General features: G+C 42.6%; 5 protein-coding genes. 1 reads left to right on the top strand and 4 read right to left on the bottom strand.

Annotated features, from left to right (window positions below; genetic code table 11):
* From HC175_RS03220 to pruA, 3 genes are all read right to left on the bottom strand, one after another.
* Positions 1–1,217 (bottom strand): HYR domain-containing protein (locus HC175_RS03220; RefSeq protein WP_168137046.1); only part of this gene is annotated, 1,217 nt, incomplete at its 3' end.
* A gap of 184 nt (positions 1,218–1,401) precedes the next feature.
* Entirely contained in the window at positions 1,402–11,247 is a 9,846-nt protein-coding gene (locus HC175_RS03215) for a T9SS type A sorting domain-containing protein (protein ID WP_168137045.1), read from the bottom strand.
* Between the two features lie 295 nt (positions 11,248–11,542).
* Positions 11,543–13,174 carry an L-glutamate gamma-semialdehyde dehydrogenase gene (pruA, locus tag HC175_RS03210; protein WP_168137044.1) on the bottom strand — a complete coding sequence of 544 codons (1,632 nt, stop codon included), beginning with the start codon at positions 13,172–13,174 and terminating at the stop codon, positions 11,543–11,545.
* A gap of 140 nt (positions 13,175–13,314) precedes the next feature.
* Between pruA and HC175_RS03205 the strand changes: the two genes are divergently transcribed.
* Positions 13,315–14,040 (top strand): NRDE family protein, encoded by a 726-nt coding sequence (locus tag HC175_RS03205; RefSeq protein ID WP_168137043.1) that lies wholly within the window; start codon positions 13,315–13,317, stop codon positions 14,038–14,040.
* A gap of 74 nt (positions 14,041–14,114) precedes the next feature.
* Here the strand turns inward: HC175_RS03205 and HC175_RS03200 are convergent, their stop codons facing one another.
* Positions 14,115–16,307, bottom strand: coding sequence for a vanadium-dependent haloperoxidase (locus tag HC175_RS03200; protein WP_168137042.1), 2,193 nt, complete (start codon positions 16,305–16,307; stop codon positions 14,115–14,117).
* Positions 16,308–16,669: the final 362 nt, after the last annotated feature.

Here is a 16,669-nt window from a genome sequence, read left to right as displayed (position 1 = left end):
ACTCCTGTAGCAGAACAACTGTTGGCATCTGTTGACACCGTTACAGCACCTGGTGCAGTTATGGTCGGTTTTTGGTTGTCTTCAACGGTGATAATCTGAGTAGCTGTCTGAGTATTATCAGAATTATCGGTTACAGTCCAGGTGACGGTAGTGGTCCCTATAGGAAAAGATAAAGGAGCATCATTTTCCACCTTTTTGACACCACAGTTATCAGAAGTAGTTGGATTTCCCAGGCTAACTCCTGTAGCAGAACAACTGTTAGCATCTGTTGACACCGTTACAGCACCTGGTGCAGTTATGGAAGGATCTTGAGTATCGTTGACAGTGATAATCTGAGTAGCTGTCTGAGTATTATCAGAATTGTCGGTTACAGTCCAGGTGACAGTAGTGGTCCCTAGAGGAAAAGATAAAGGAGCATCGTTTTCAACCTTTTTGACACCACAGTTATCAGAAGTAGTTGGATTTCCCAGGCTAACTCCTGAAGCAGAACAGCTGTTGGCATCGGTTGACACCGTTACAGCATCTGGTGCAGTTATGGAAGGATCTTGAGTATCGTTGACAGTTACAATTTGAGTTGCTGTCTGAGTATTATTAGAATTATCGGTTACAGTCCATGTGACGGTAGTTGTCCCTAAAGGAAAAGATAAAGGAGCATCATTTTCCACCTTTTTGACACCACAGTTATCAGCAGTAGTTGGATTTCCCAGGCTAACTCCGGAAGCAGAACAGCTGTTAGCATCTGTTGACACCGTTACAGCATCTGGTGCAGTTATGGAGGGATCTTGAGTATCGTTGACAGTTACAATTTGAGTTGCTGTCTGAGTATTATCAGAATTATCGGTTACGGTCCAGGTGACGGTAGTTGTTCCCAAAGGAAAAGATAAAGGAGCATCATTTTCGACCTTTTTGACACCACAGTTATCAGCAGTAGTTGGATTTCCCAGGCTAACTCCTGAAGCAGAACAGCTGTTGGCATCTGTTGACACCGTTACAGCACTTGGTGCAGTTATAGAAGGTTTTTCAAGATCATTAGTACAATCGTCAAAAGTGACAGTGAAAATTCCCATAGGTGATTCGTACCAGGGAGAAGGCACATCTGACTGGATCTTAGGATATTCATAAGTTTCGAGAACCGGGTAATTCCAATAGGACGCCATTGCTGAAGTCAGCAAAATGAAGAGACCGGGAATTTTCAGAGAGGTAAAAATTTTCTCCATACGCCTAATTATTAGAAACTTAATAAGCTTCAAAAGTAGGAAAAAAAACAAGCCGGAAAGAATTTTAAGAAAAATTTATACGTTTAAGTGTTAGTTTTTTCAGATGAAAAACACAACTTTCAGGTTCTGAAATGAAAAACGCCCCTGTTTTAAGGGGCGTTTTTTGCAAAAATCAGAAAGATTATTACTCCAAAATTACCTTTTTGGTAAAGGTGCCTTGTTCCGTGTGAACCTTGACAATATAGACTCCGGCGCTAAAACGATTTACAGGTAGTTCCACCTCGCGATCTAGCGGCACATTGTAATAAACATGCACTTGTTGCCCCAGCATGTTGTTGAGGTACACCCGATCAACTTCGACCAGCTCCGGATTCTTGAGAAGAATATTTCTTGTGCCAGTGATATAGATCACCTCAAACGGACCTTCTTCTATGACCACTGGATCTTCAGGTTCGATATCGGGAGTTTTATCCTGGAATACCAGTTTAAACCTGTCGGTAAAGACTCCGGCTTCAGATTCCGTTTGGTAGGCTGCTTCTCTCAGATTATGCACTACCTGTTTCAAGCTATCGGCAAGATAAATGTTCATTTCATCGGGAATATTCTCAAGATCATCAATTGAAATGCTTAAGCTTCCTTGTTGATCTACTTTAATTCCCAGATCCAGTACTCGTTCCAGATCAAAATCTGGTACGCCTTGTATTACGAACTGATAGTTGTTGAAGTACCAGTACATATCTTCCACATTGTCTTCAATAAGTGGCGCATCGAAGCCCAAATCGAAATTGTCGGTAGCTCTTTTATCTGCAGCGACGAGGATCTGGCGATGATAGCCTTTTGGAGATTTAAATTTCAGCCAGATCTTGTTTTGTTCAACTTCTTCAGAATAACTATTGCTTGTGGAACTGGCAGGGAGATCTTTTTTCTCCTGGGAGTGGAAAACTGATTCTGAAGTACTTTCCGGTATAAATGCTCGCTGACTATTTTGAAAAATTACTTGTCCGCCATTTATTGTAGTGCCAGTTATTGCAGGATCTAAATTTGTTATGACAAAAAAGCCTTGTCCCACAGGTATAAACTGACGCGGCCTTTTAGTACCCTTGGAATTGTTTGCATTGATACGTTCATCTGTTGAAACAGCTTCTGTTCCCCCCACCTTTGTATAATAAGCGTAGCCTCCCACATATTCCTCAAGGTAATGAGTTTCCCCTGAAAAATGATCCCAGAAATAAAGAACACCATTGAATACATTTTTACCATTCGCGAGGTTGTCGTCAATGAATTTATGTGCATCGATAGCAGAAGGATAAGGATTTCCGATCAGGTAATTTTCTCCTTCACCAGCTGCAGACATATTGACCATTTCGATGGTGCCATTATTAGGTAATCCCTGAAAAGTATAATTTTGAGGTGCGGTAATTGGTGCAGAACCTGAAGTTCCTTTCATACTATATCCTTCCCCAACATTCAACGTCCCTGCGCTTCCAATATGTTCCCATTGGAAATAATTGTTAGCTGTTCCGTGAAATTTATGAAGCCAATATTCACTTACTTTTCGGGGTGTCGAAAAATCTCCATCTGCATGAGCATAAGCAGTTCCAAAATTTAATCCCTGAGGAGTTGGCAAGGATCCGTCCATCATTACTGCCCCCACTGAATAAGGAGAATTGCTGGCTCCTGAAGATACAGGAGAAGACCAGTAGTTGTAGTTATAACTGCTAGCAGTTCCTTGTTGATCCCGCAATAATTTTCCTTTACTATTTGAATCTACTATACTATTCATTGGCTGAAGAAGTTGTGATTCCCCATTAAGATCAATTTGACCATTTAGCAATAGATAATGAGAAAGGAAAAGTTGATTTCCCGTTCCGCCTGAGGCCCAGCTATTCGATGGAAATACTCCTTCCATATCTAAAGTGTTTACTTCAGAAATAAGACCCAAAAGAAATATGTCTCTGTTGCCAGAGGTTATATTATGAGAAGTTCTGGCAATATTCCATTCAATAGGACCAGTATGGGGTGGATCCCACACATCGGGACGTAACCAGGTAGCATCGGTCCCCCAAACTCCGTCATTTCCTGAATAATAGGGTAAAGGAGCAGTATTTTCCTGATTAGTTTCCATATTAACTAGCCGTCCCGGTACTTTGGTGGTGGCACGATCTGGAGTCAATCCATTAGCAGGCATATCTTCTGCCAAATATGTAACAGGACTTGTTGTCAGAGGTTCAGGATCTGCGGAGATAAGTCTGTAGTAGCCCTCAAGATCTGTATAAGTAAGTCCTTCAGGGACATTCATTGGGATCTGTTCTCCCATTTGTGCTCCATTTGCTATAAGACGTTGATTCATCATAAAACGGACCTGACCTTCGGTCAGGGGTTTTTTCCACAGCCTTACTTCTTCAATCCATCCTGAAAAATGGTTTTCTGCTTCTTTAGTAGAGGAATTCCATCGGGCACCAATTAATGTTTGGCTACCACCGGTTCCTGTAATGGAATTAGTTTCTTGAGGGATACCATCTATAAATAGTTTCCCGTCACTTGTGTATGCAATATGATACCACCTGCCATTCGTAGGAACTGGTAAATTTTCCATTTTTATTTCAAATCCGGGACCCGAAATTATGGTTCCTGTACTTGCATCTGTAGACCCTCCCTCAAAAGTGCGGTCAAAAGGACGTATCCAAGCTTCTATACTGTAATTATTTCCTGTATAATTGGTACCGAGGTCAACATAATCATCAAATCCATCAAAATCCAGGGCCATGCAGCCTTCAATTATTATTTCCAATGGATTTACTGTTATAGGACAGGTTTCAGGCACTACGTAAAGATTACCGTTATCATTTAATGAAGTAGGTTCTAAAATCCAGCTCACGCTATAAGTTCCTGTTGCACCCGCGGCAAGAATGGCGTTAGGGTCGTTCACAGCTGCTATTTCGTCAGTGGGATCAGAATCTACCAGAGTGCCTCCTTCAATTTCCCAACGTCCAATATACCCGTCGGGTGTGGGATAATTACTGACTACTTCATTTCTTCCATTTGTGACTATAGCAGTAAGTTGAACATCGAAATTTCCACAGCTTCCATATTCGGCAGTTACACTTGTGGTATATTTATCAAATACAAACACCTCAATTCTCTGAGCATTTTCGGCAACTTCACATGCATCTCCATTTGAATTGTACACCAATTTTGTTTTAATTTCGAAAACATTTAGTCCCACCTGTGTGGGAGGCCATTTTTCGGTATTGTTGGTTCCTATTAAAATACCGTCTGGATTACTCTCATCAGTATAATCTCTCCATTCCATTGTAATGCCATTAGGGCCTTCAGGAATATCTATGTTATCAACTGCCCAGATATCTCCTGAACGCGCGCCTGTATAATTAAAACGGATCCTTAAGTTGGGGCGCCCCATGTAATCGCCAAGATCTATTAAAATTTTATTTTCGGGATGTGAATCAATTGTTCCTGTTCCAAAACTTGTAGTATTCCCACTAGCAATACCTTGGGTTGCAGTTGCAGGAACTTCCCTTATGTAGAGAGTTGTATAAGTATTTCCTCCATCTGTAGAGATCTCCACTCTAAGAGACGCACCTGGAGTTAGTACATAAGCCTGATCAAAGGTCAAAATTGCCTGATCCATCGAACCAATAGTGAAAACCGGAGTTTCCATAGTGGAGGAATTATTTCCGGAAACAAGAGCAAAACCTTTATTCCCGTCTTCGATACCTGTATCAAAGACGACCCCGGAAGTTCCGTAAGGAGAATTTATGGAGGCTGTAGTGAAGGCACGGGGAGTAGCTCGTTTCCATCTATCAAATACAGTGTTGTTCGCGTCTGTATCGAATCCTAAATCTCCCGATTGCTGTCCAGATGATAATTTTCTCCTTATCCTCCACCCGTGATTAGTAATAGAAGCATTATCGAATGCTCCCTGATCCAGAATAGTTCCACCGTTCTCATATCCTGTTTCAGAGCTTAGAGTCACTTCCTCACCCAAACACACTACACCCGGATCTACAGTTACCGGACTCGGAGTGATATCTGATGGAATAACGCTTAGGATAGCCGTCTTTGAATATGCAGGTCCTGCACATGCGCCATTTGAAATCTCTACCTGGAATACTGTCGTTTCATTGAAATTGAGACTTTGTAGCTGAGCAGCCGTTAAAGTTATACCGGTGAAAAGCTCACCATTGATCTTAAGATCTGTGTAACCTGTAGCGTCCCAACTTCTGTAACCCCATTTTACAACCTCTCCAACACTTCCAGTTAGATTGAGATCTACGGCATAATCTCCTACAGGATTTTCGCAAATAGTAAATACTCTGCCATTTCCTGCAAAGGCTAATTCCCCTCCCACAGGAAGTTGGTCAATTGTCACTTCTATTTCGTTGGAATTCATTTCACTGCAGACCCCATTCTTAACAACCGCCCTAAAAATGGTGGCAGTAGCAAGACCTGTGAATTCATAAACTTGAGCAGTTGAGGCGATCTCTGTCCAGGTTACACCACCGTCTGTAGAACTTTCCCACCGCAGGATGGCGCCAGTATGATCAGCCAGATTTAAAGTTCCAGTTGGGGAACTTACGCACACCCTTTCTGGGCCTGTAAGAGTACCGGGAACTGTAGGTTCATCTACTTCAATGGTAATTGCTGTTGTGTTCACACAACCAGTGTCATTTGTACCTGTTAAAGTATAAGTGGTAGTTTGATCTGGAGAAACTTCGTAATCGGCTGTTGTTGCTAATTCTGTTCCATTTAAGCTCCAGCTGTAATTGTCGGCTCCTGTGGCGTGTAAAACTGTAGAGCTTCCCTTGCAAAGTAAAACAGCATCTGCAGTGACTTCAATTTCTGGTAAAGGATCTATTACTACAAGGATCTCTACAAGCTCACTTTCACAATCTCCGATGGATTGACTGACCCAAAATATTGTATTTCCGGTGGTAGTGGTACTAGGTGTTGGTGCTGTGCTAAGCTTAACTGAAGGATCATTGGGGCCGTACCAGTTAATTACTGCATTTGTATCAGTTCCTGTTGCACTCAAGGATGAAACATTTTCCTCCTCAAAACAGTAATGTACTTCTTCCTCGGTTGTTGGTAATGCAGGGGTTGGCTTAACAGTAACAACTAATTCAGTTGTATTACTTTCACAAACTTCTGTGGTCTGAGTCACAAAGTAGGAGGTATCACCTGCTTCTATGGAAGAAGGTGTAGGAACACCGTCAATGGGTTGCATATTTGCATCATACCATTTAAAAGTCGCTCCTGCCTCACCTGTTGCTGTTAGTGGAGAAGCGGTTTCTCCCTGGCAAAGAACTACAGGTTCAACTGTGGGTGGTTCTGGAAGCGCAGTAACGTTAAGTGTGAAGGTTTTGGAAGTAGCATCAGAACAGGTGAAATATTCAGGGCCTTTAATTCTTACAGCATACACCCCATTATCTGAGGGATTAGGTTCGATTATTTTGAAGGTACCTGTATACTCGCCATTTGCACCAACCGGCCCAGTTAAATCAAATTCAAACCTATCTGTATTTGTTCCAGGTATTTCTACTCCATCTTTTATCCAGGTAAAGGTCAATGCCGCTCCTTTAGCATGGGCAATAAATTCGAAGGTGACATCTGCTCTTTCCTGGTCACAGAAGGTCAGATCTTCGGTGGGCTTTATTATTATAATATTTTCATCAATGTTCAAGGTAACCGGCTCAGATGACACCATTGAACAAGGGGAAGAACCAGAAACTTCTACAAAATACTCACCTGCATTGGTTGCGGTCGCATTGCTGAAAGAAAGTTTTGCCGAATTTATTCCTGTAGCATTTGTAATGGCTGCCCCATCTGTTCTTTTCCACTGATAGGTCAGATCATCTCCGGTAGCCACTACTTCAAAAGAAGCAGGTTCAGTCGAACACACCCCGATATTAATGGGTTCAGTAGTTATCCTGACTTCCTCGAAAATCTCAATTTCTGTTGTTACTGAAACCGGACCACATCCATTGGCTTCTTGAGTAGTATAGGTAACGGTATGCACTCCCGGAGTGCTGTTTGCAGCTATTATATTTCCAGCACTATCTATTGCCAAACCACTTGTGGAAGAAAAACTTCCACCCAGATAAGCACCCTTTGAACTTTCTGAAAACGTAACAGCGTGAGAAGCAGTGTCTGAGGTGCAAAGAGGGGTTGGGTAATTTATTCCTACCTGTGGCACCTGACTAATAGTAACGCTGGTTTGAATTTCTGAAGTACTACATCCTTCTCCTGCAGGAAGCTCATAAAAAACGTTATAAGTATTAGGACTGCTTGCACTTGCATTTATGACACCAGATGTTGGATCAAGGTTCAAACCTTGAGGAGTTGATCTAAATACTCCACCTTCATATATTCCGGATGTGTTACTAAACACTGGAGTATAGGCTGTTGAATCTGAGGTGCAATAAGGTCCGGTGTAGCTGATTTCTGCTGCTGGGGTTAGTGTGATTTTCACCTCTGTTGTTGCAGTTACTTCCTCACAACCTGCAGATGCGGGTGCTGTATAAATGACTGTGTATATACCAGATTCACTTGAGCTAGCATTTATCGCACCTGTGATGGTGTTGATGGAAAGACCAGGCGGAGCCGAATACGTACCACCTGTATAAGCATCTGTTCCTTCTAGAGTGGGTTGTTTTTCAGAATTATCAGTCTTACAAAAAGGTGCCCCAGGATAGGAGAAATTGGTGATCGTTGGCGCTTTTGTTATAGTTACTACTGTTGTAGCAGTAACAGGATTGCATCCTCCCGCCGAAGGTGTATTGTAAGTTATTGTATATGTTCCAGCCGTACTGCTTCCTGGTGTGATGTCTCCTGTACTGGTGTTAATTGTAAGTCCTGCAGGCGCAGAATATGTTCCTCCAGAAAAACCATCTGTCCCTGTAAGAGTAACAGCTTTGGCTGCAGAATCTGAGGTGCAAAATGGAATGCCATCATAGCTAATGGCAGCTGTTGGTTGCTTTGTTATTGTAACCTGAGTTGTTGTGATCACTGGTTCACAACCTCCTCCACTGGGAGTGGAATAAGTTACTATATACGTTCCCGGTGTACTTGTTGACGGGGTGATGGCTCCTGTGGAACCGTTTAAAGTCAAACCTGAGGTTGAGGAGTAAGTACCACCTTGATAAGTATTGGTGCCGGTTAAGGAAGGATTCTGACCTGAGGTCAATGAGGTGCAAAATGGAGATCCGGCATATGATAAGTTTGCTGTTGGTTTTGGAGTAACTGTAATGGTAGTGCTTCCGCTGAGAGTGTTAGAACAGGCAGGTGTATCAAGGTTTATCGCGCTTACTAAAAAATAAGTTGAATTAGCGGTTAAGGCCGAAGTTGTCAAGTTAGCAGTTCCGGAAGCTCCGATGTCTATTGTTTGATTAGTTCCTGAAGGTAATTTGTAAGTTACGCGACTATTTGGAGTGCCTGTAAATGTTAAAGTAGAAGTATTTCCACTACAGATTGGTCCTGTTGACGTTATAGTTGCGCTGGGCAAGGGTTTGAAAAAAACAGTCATTTCATCAGATCCAGCATTACAAGAACCCGCAGGTTTTTCGGTAGATAAGGTGAAAGTCACCTTACCTGCAGCCAGATCTTGATTTGACGGGGTATAATTGTAGGTGAAATCATTAACATTGCCGTTAGGAAGTCCCTGTACCGTATTTGTTCCTGTAGTAGTTATACCACCTATTTTTAGTTTTGAATTGTTGTTTCCAAAAGCTATATATCCACTCAGGTTTAGAGTGGTGGTCGATGAACACACTATTAGATCCTCGCCCAGATTTGCGACCACAAATTTGTCAAGATTAATATTACTGTATGAAGATCTTCCCGCGCTGGGTCCACAGGCATTTACAGCTTCCACTTCTACTTTGATGTTGTTGCCATAGGCCGCAGTAGTTGTAATGTTTACAGTAATTGCAGCAGTTCCGGCACCAGATATTACCTGAAAACCTGCGGGTAATGTCCAGTTGTAGGTGAGGCCAGAGGTTTCTGGCACTGAAAAAGTGATGTTGTTTACCGGCGGACAAATAACAGAAGTCGTGAGGTTGGTGCTGATTGCACCTGGTTGGGCAGGTACATTATTTGAGGCTGTAACTGTTAAGGTTTTAAGGGTACTTGTGCCACAGGCATTTTTTGCAGCTACAGAAATTGTATTATTGGAAGGGGAAGTAGAACCTGCTGAAACAGTTATACTTCTTGTATTAACCCCCGAAGTTATTGTCCATCCCGTTGGAAGAGTCCAATTATATTCTGTAGCATTAGTAATTGCTGGCAAGGAATAAACCAGTCCTGTAGCAGCAGCACAGACCTTTGTGGGTCCTGTAATCGAGCCGCTCATCACTGGAGCAGGTTTTCCTATCGAAATTGCCATGGTTCTGGTTGCACTTGTACCACAATCATTTGTCGCTTTTACTGTGATATTTCCTGAACCTGAAGATCCGGCTGAAATAGTAAGAATAGGAGTAGTCGTGGTCAAACTTGTAGCTGAAAAACCAGACGGAATTGTCCAAATATATTGGCTGGCGCCGCTTACAACCGGCACAGTATACGTTCCAGATAATCCTGGACAGACTTCTGCAGGTCCAGTAATATTTTCAGGCTGTGCAGGGATACCGGGTTTTACAGTTAAAGCTAAATTTCGCTCAATACTGGTACCGCAATCATTTATAGCTTTTACTGAAATGTTTCCATTTGTTGTTCCGGGAGTAACTGTTATGGAATTTGTGGTGCTTGTTCCCACCCAGCTGCTATCGGGTAATCTCCATTCGTATGACGTGGCGCCGCTAACCGCTGTAATGGAATAGGTCTGGGAAACTCCGGGACAAACAGCTGTTGTTCCTGAAATTGCTCCCGGTTGTACCGGTGTTCCGGGTTTTACCGAAACAGCTAAGGTTTTTGCTGTACTTGTTCCACAATCGTTTTTTGCCTGCACAGAAATATTCCCAGATCCAGGGTTACCTGTGGTTACATCAATAGTATTTGTTGAGCTAGTTCCTGTCCATCCATTTGGCAACGTCCAGATATATTCTGTTGCACCTGTCACAGCAGTAGTGGTGTAGGTTTGTGAAACTCCGGGACAGACAGTTGCATTACCTGTAATGTTTCCAGGTATTGCAGGAGTGCCGTCTTTTAAATTGACCTGAAGACTTTGAGGTTCACTTGTGCCACAATCATTTATAGCTTTTACTGAAATTGAACCACTTGTTGTGCCTGCAGTTACATTTATTGAAGTAGATGAACTGCTCCCTGTCCATCCAGAGGGGATTGTCCATTGATAGGAGGTAGCACCTGTTATCGCGTTAATTGAATAAGTTTGGGAGGTTCCCGGACAAATTGATGATCCTACAGATGTTGCTATTGCACCAGGAGTTGCAGGTGTTCCTGCTCTTACCTCAATTGAATTTGAAATTGCTTCGGCAGTTTTGGAGGTAGTACAATCAAGGCTGCTGGTCAAAACAACTTTAATCTTATCGCCATCGTTGAGCGTAGTGGTCGTGTATTTATTTGAAGAACCCGATTGGAGTGGAGTAGTGTTGCTATTTAAATAGAAGACGTACTGCGGATTCGTGCCTCCATTTGTATTAAGGGCTGTGAAGGTAACACTGTCACCAGGACATATAGAGGAATCACTGGCCGTAATGGATACAGTGGGGGTTTTGTTGGAATTGACAGTCATGGTGTAAGCACTGCTGGTCGTGCTACATGTAGAGCTGTCAGATGATCTTACAGTTACAGTTATTTTATCCCCGTTTTCTAGACTTGAAGAAGTAAATTCACTGCTATTTGATCCAACAGCTGCACCATCAACTTTCCATTCATAAGAAAAAGTTCCAGATCCTCCATTGGCATTTGCAGTAAAAGTCACCGAAGTCCCCGCACAAATCGTAGTACCTGGATCAGCAGAAATGCTGACAGAAGTCGGGCACTGCCCCCACCCCAAAGCCGAGGTCAGTAGTAGAGCCCAAAAAGTGATAACCTTTGAGAGTAGTTTTTTTACCATAAGTAGCAGTATTAAGAGTAGGGGGACTCTGCAACTCCCTTAGGAGCTGTTTAACAAGCTAATTTACAGCTAATAAATGGTAAATGACTGATTTTTAGATAACTGTCACTAAATTCCCGTTGTAATACACATTTTAAGAAGATTTTAGGAATGGCTGCCACGGGTATTGGCGAAAATTATGATAAAAAAAGGAGCCAAAAGTTAAAAATTTTGTTCTTCTTTAACTTTTAGCTCCCAATTTTATTGATCTCTGAATGATCTTGTAGGAAAATTCAGGATCCTTGAAGATCTGATTTTACTTTTTTCCTAAGAATGGATATCTGTAATCTGTAGGAGTAACAAAAGTCTCCTTAATAGTTCTTGGAGAGATCCATCGGTACAAATTCAGGATAGATCCTGCCTTGTCATTAGTTCCGCTGCCTCGGGCTCCTCCAAATGGCTGCTGGCCAACTACTGCACCCGTAGGTTTATCGTTGATGTAGAAATTCCCGGCGGCATTCTGAAGCAATGCAGTAGCCTGTGCTGCAGCATATCGATCCTGTGATAAAATGGCTCCTGTAAGCGCATATTCTGTAGCCTGGTCTATTTCCTTTAAGGTCGCTTCCCATTGGTCATCCTCATAAAGATAAATAGTAACTACCGGACCAAAAAGTTCGGTGCACATGGTACTATAACGCGGATTGTCTGTAAGGATCACTGTTGGTTCCACAAACCATCCTTTGGATTTATCATAGTTCCCGCCAACTACGATCTCTGCTTCAGGATCGGTTTTGGCTGCATCAATATATTTCGCAAGCTTATCAAAGGAAGCTTCATGGATCACCGCAGTAATGAAATTGCTCATATCTTCGGGAGATCCCATTTTAAAGGATTTCACATCTTTCACAAGTTGCTCTTTCACTTCCTCCCACATACTTTTTGGAAGATAAACGCGGGAAGCAGCGCTGCACTTCTGACCCTGGAACTCAAAAGCTCCGCGGGAGATCGCTGTTGCTACCTGCTTTGGTCTGGCACTAGGGTGTGCTATGATAAAATCTTTTCCACCTGTTTCTCCTACAATGCGAGGATAAGATCGATAGTTGTGGATATTGTCTCCAATTTGTTTCCATAGATTCTTGAAAACAGTTGTACTTCCGGTAAAATGGAGTCCGGAAAAATCGCGGTGGGCAAGAACAACGTCAGAGATCATTTTTGGATCTCCCATAACCATGTTTATAACGCCGTCTGGTAATCCCGCTTCTTTGAATACTTCCATAATTACCTGCGCTGAATATACCTGAGAATCACTTGGTTTCCAGATAGCAACATTTCCTAACATGGCAGGAGCCGATGGTAAATTACCAGCTATTGCCGTAAAATTGAAAGGAGTCACTGCGTAAACGAAACCTTCAAGAGGACGGTATTCCAACCTGTTCCAGGCATCTGATGTAGATTCCGGCTGCTCCTCGTAGATACGGGTCATGTACTCAACATTGAAGCGTAGGAAGTCAATGAGTTCACAAGCAGCATCAATTTCTGCCTGGAAAATATTCTTTGACTGCCCAATCATTGTGGCAGCATTGATCTTATAGCGATAAGGCCCGGCAATAAGCTCGGCAGCTTTTAAAAATACTGCAGCGCGCTGTTCCCAAGGTAGATTTGCCCATTTCTCACGAGCCGTTAAAGCTGCGTCTATCGCCTTTTCCACATGCTCTTTTGAAGCTTTATGATAGTCTCCCAAGTGATGCTTGTGGTCGTGCGGCGGATTCATAGGGGAGGTATCGCCCGTTTTGATCTCCTCGCTCCCAATATAGAGCGGCACTTCTACTTTGCTGTTATACAATTCTTTATAAGCCTTTAAAACGGCCTCTCTTTCGGGTGTTCCCGGGGCATATGATTTTACCGGTTCATTTACTGCCTGCGGAACCTGGAATACACCTTTTCCCATACTTTTTTCAGATTTTTAAAATTTCTAAATGAGTGGTCGTAAAGGTAAAAAAATTAAAAGAATTTTGCTTACCCGTTTTTTTCCTGAACTTTACTCAAAATCAGCAGCTAAAACATCCAAATTCTTAATCTTTTCATAATATGTGTACCGTCACCATAACTCCCTTAAAGGCTACAAATGCCTTTGTCCTTACCTCCAACAGGGACGAAGCCCCGGGTCGTGAAACCCTGCCCCCGAAACAATACGAAATAGAGGGGCTAAAAATGGCATTTCCGAAGGATGTTCTTGCAGGTGGTACATGGCTGGGAATAAGTGAAAGAAAGCGTGTGATCTGCCTGCTCAACGGCGGATTTGAGAATCACCAACGCAACCTGCCCTACGGAAAAAGCAGGGGCGTGGTAGTAAAGGATCTTCTCGCTGCTGAAGATTTTGTTTTAGCTGCGGAAGCATATGAACTAAAAGCGGTAGAGCCTTTTACCATTGTGGCAGCCGACTGGCAACAAGGTCTTTATTTTGCTGAATTCGTCTGGGACGGAAGTCACAGGCATTTTAAAAAGCTTCCGCTGCAACCACACCTCTGGTCCTCCAGTCCGCTGTATACTTCAGAAATGAAGCAGCTGCGACTAGAGTGGTTTCAAAAGCTTCAGGAAGAGGCTGAACTTACCCCGAAAAATCTGCTGAATTTCCATTTTTCCGCAGGGAAGGGGGATAAGGAAAAAGGAGTGATCATGGATCGGGGTTTTGTGAAAACAAAAAGTATCTCTCAAATTACCTTTTTTGAAGGGGAAGCAAAATTCTTTTATAAGGATCTGGAAGGAGGGGAGGAGGCTCTGCTTGATTTGAAAAATTTGGGGATTGGAAATTGAACATTTGAAAAAAAAGGTTTGTCCGGTTTGACAAACCGGACAAACCAAAAAAATCTTAAATTTTGAAAGAGAATCTAAAGTTCCTCTAAACTGTTTTCGTAAAGGTAAATACCTAATTCCCTACCATGCTCCTCGCCAACTTCTACTCCGTATCTAAAGTCATATCCAATATAGACTCCGTATATTCCTTTTTCATGAGCGATCTGTGAAAAACTGGTCATTTGGCGCTCCACTCCCGGTAGAAATGGACTTGTCACTGTTAAGTTGATCTCGTCGCTGCCAAAAAAGGCTTTAAAGATCTCGGCAGCAGCACCAGCGGCATAAGAATGAGATGACGGGAATTGTGGATTTGGCGGAGTTGGGACGGGAGAGAACGGTGTCCAAGTCTCATCTCCTATTGTTGCGTCAACTCCATCTGAATCTCCTGCTCTTATGGCTGTAATGGGCCTCCAGAAGTCAAAATGGAACTTCTCTTCAAATGAAGCGATATAAGCGTCTATTGTCGCCATTTGGATAAGGGCGATTAGCCTGGCAGCTTCCCAGCCATCAAGGTCCTTTTGAACTATGAGATCTCTGGTAATCTTATTCAGCATACCTGAAGAGGTTTGAAGCCAGAAAAGACCAATTTCTGTTTGTTCTGCTGTTCTCGCGGGGCAGTTGTTACATCCAATTGTTTTTACCTCATTATAATCTGCTATATATTCTGCAGAATTTAAAGGATATGGTGCTTCATCCATGAATTGGTCGCTGGACTGAATTCCAAAAGGAGTAAGATCTCCCAGGTTTGGGCCATAAACAGCATTAGCCGGCCATGCTGGTGTAGCAGTATGGAAGGGCGGGTAGTTAGCCTGATAATCGCCGGGTTCGGTTCCTCCGGAATAACTGACAAATCCTAAAATCGGATCCCCGGCTCTTTTGGCCAGAACGGCAGCTGCTGCGGCTTTTCCAATTTCAATTCCATGCGTTTTAAGTTCTGAATCCTCTATTTCTGAAAGAGTTTGGCTTAGAAGGTCGTTGGCCGCTGCTGTGGCAGGAGGGAAAAGTTGTACGAGCATATCCCGTGCGGCCTGCGAGACTGCTGCATCTGCGATGGAGGGGATATTTTCGTCGGTAATGCCGGTGGCATCAACTTCTGAATTTTCCAGGGCATAGGTCTCATATTTCGGTACTATATTGTTTAAAGCATCATGCATTGCAAGAGTGATCATTGCATAAATTTTTACTTCCATGGGTTGTGGGATCTGCTGATTGATGGATGCAGCTATCAATTCATTCCACCTAATCACAACATCATTGCTGTAAGATTCAGTCACTCTGTTATCATCAAAAAGCTCCGGAGAATCTTCTACGTTACACGCACCTTCCCTAAAATGGAAATAATCAAGAGCATTCGGTCCATCAAATAAGGCTTTTACGTCATCGTCAGAAATAACTCCCGAACGTATTACTTCCTCTGTAACATTACCATAAGCATCAGAATTAAGAAGAGTAATTTCAACATAGTATTCATCCGTTCCAGCGGCATCGGGTAGGGCGACACATAATGGAGTTCCTGCATAGTCACCATCATTATTGAGAGAAACATTATTCGCCAGATTTGAGTAGAGCTGCGAACCCAACGCACCATTACTATAACTCCAAATGTCTACACTAAAGGCCGCAGGGAAGTGTCTTCCAGAATCATCACAATAATTTCCAAAAAAGCAGAATTCAATTGCTTCATTGGTATCGAGGTCAAAGAAAAGATATCCATATTCATTGACGAGGCGGTCATCAAAGCACATTACCGAAACTTCAACATACTTCTTGACCCCAGCATTAAGATCTATCTGGATTGGAAGAGGATGGTCCAAAAGACCAGAGAGGGATCCGCCGTTTGGCGCAACCCATATGAGAGCACCGGCAACATTATGAACGGCAAAATAGTCCAGGGAATATTGCCCCGGGCTAAGCTCTAATTCCGGAACTTCTACAGTGAAATCCTGGTTAGGAGCCAGATCTACCCGAAAAGGAGAGGCTGTGCTGCCCACCACATTTGTCCCGTTTTGAGACACCACGATCATAACATAGGAGGGATCATCATCAGAACATTCAGGCAGGTCTCCCAAAGCTTGTTTGGAAGTATTTTTTGCGTGAAAATCCTTCAGTACAGGTTCAAAGGAAAGAACTGCTGTTTCCAAGTTATTAATGCTTTCATCCTTGCTGCATGAAGTAATAATAAAAAGGCAGGCTGTTACAGCCACTAAATACATCATAAATCTTTTCATAACGAGAATAGTTTGGTTTATAAACAAAAGCCAGAACCACAATGATTAAGGCGCAATCAAAATTGAGAAAGAAGGAATAGGGGATGGGGAAATAAATTGTGGAGGATATCTGGAGGGAGAATCTATTGAGGGAAATCTATTGAGGGAGGTGGATCTATAAATCCTTTTTAAAGATAATTAAATTAACTTTCTGTTATACAAAGCGTTACAGAATATTTTTCTAAAAAATTTACTATTTGTAGATCACGAGATCATCAATTACTGAAAAGAATTCCTCAAAAGGGAAAGCGACCACGAACTGCAAATGAACTCTAAGGGTGAAAGAAAACTTCCCTGGTATAGAGTGTCAAAAATGACCTTTT

This window comes from Salinimicrobium oceani (assembly GCF_012037645.1).
Note: the sequence above shows the minus strand (reverse complement) of the source record. Positions and strands in the feature narration are given on the sequence as shown.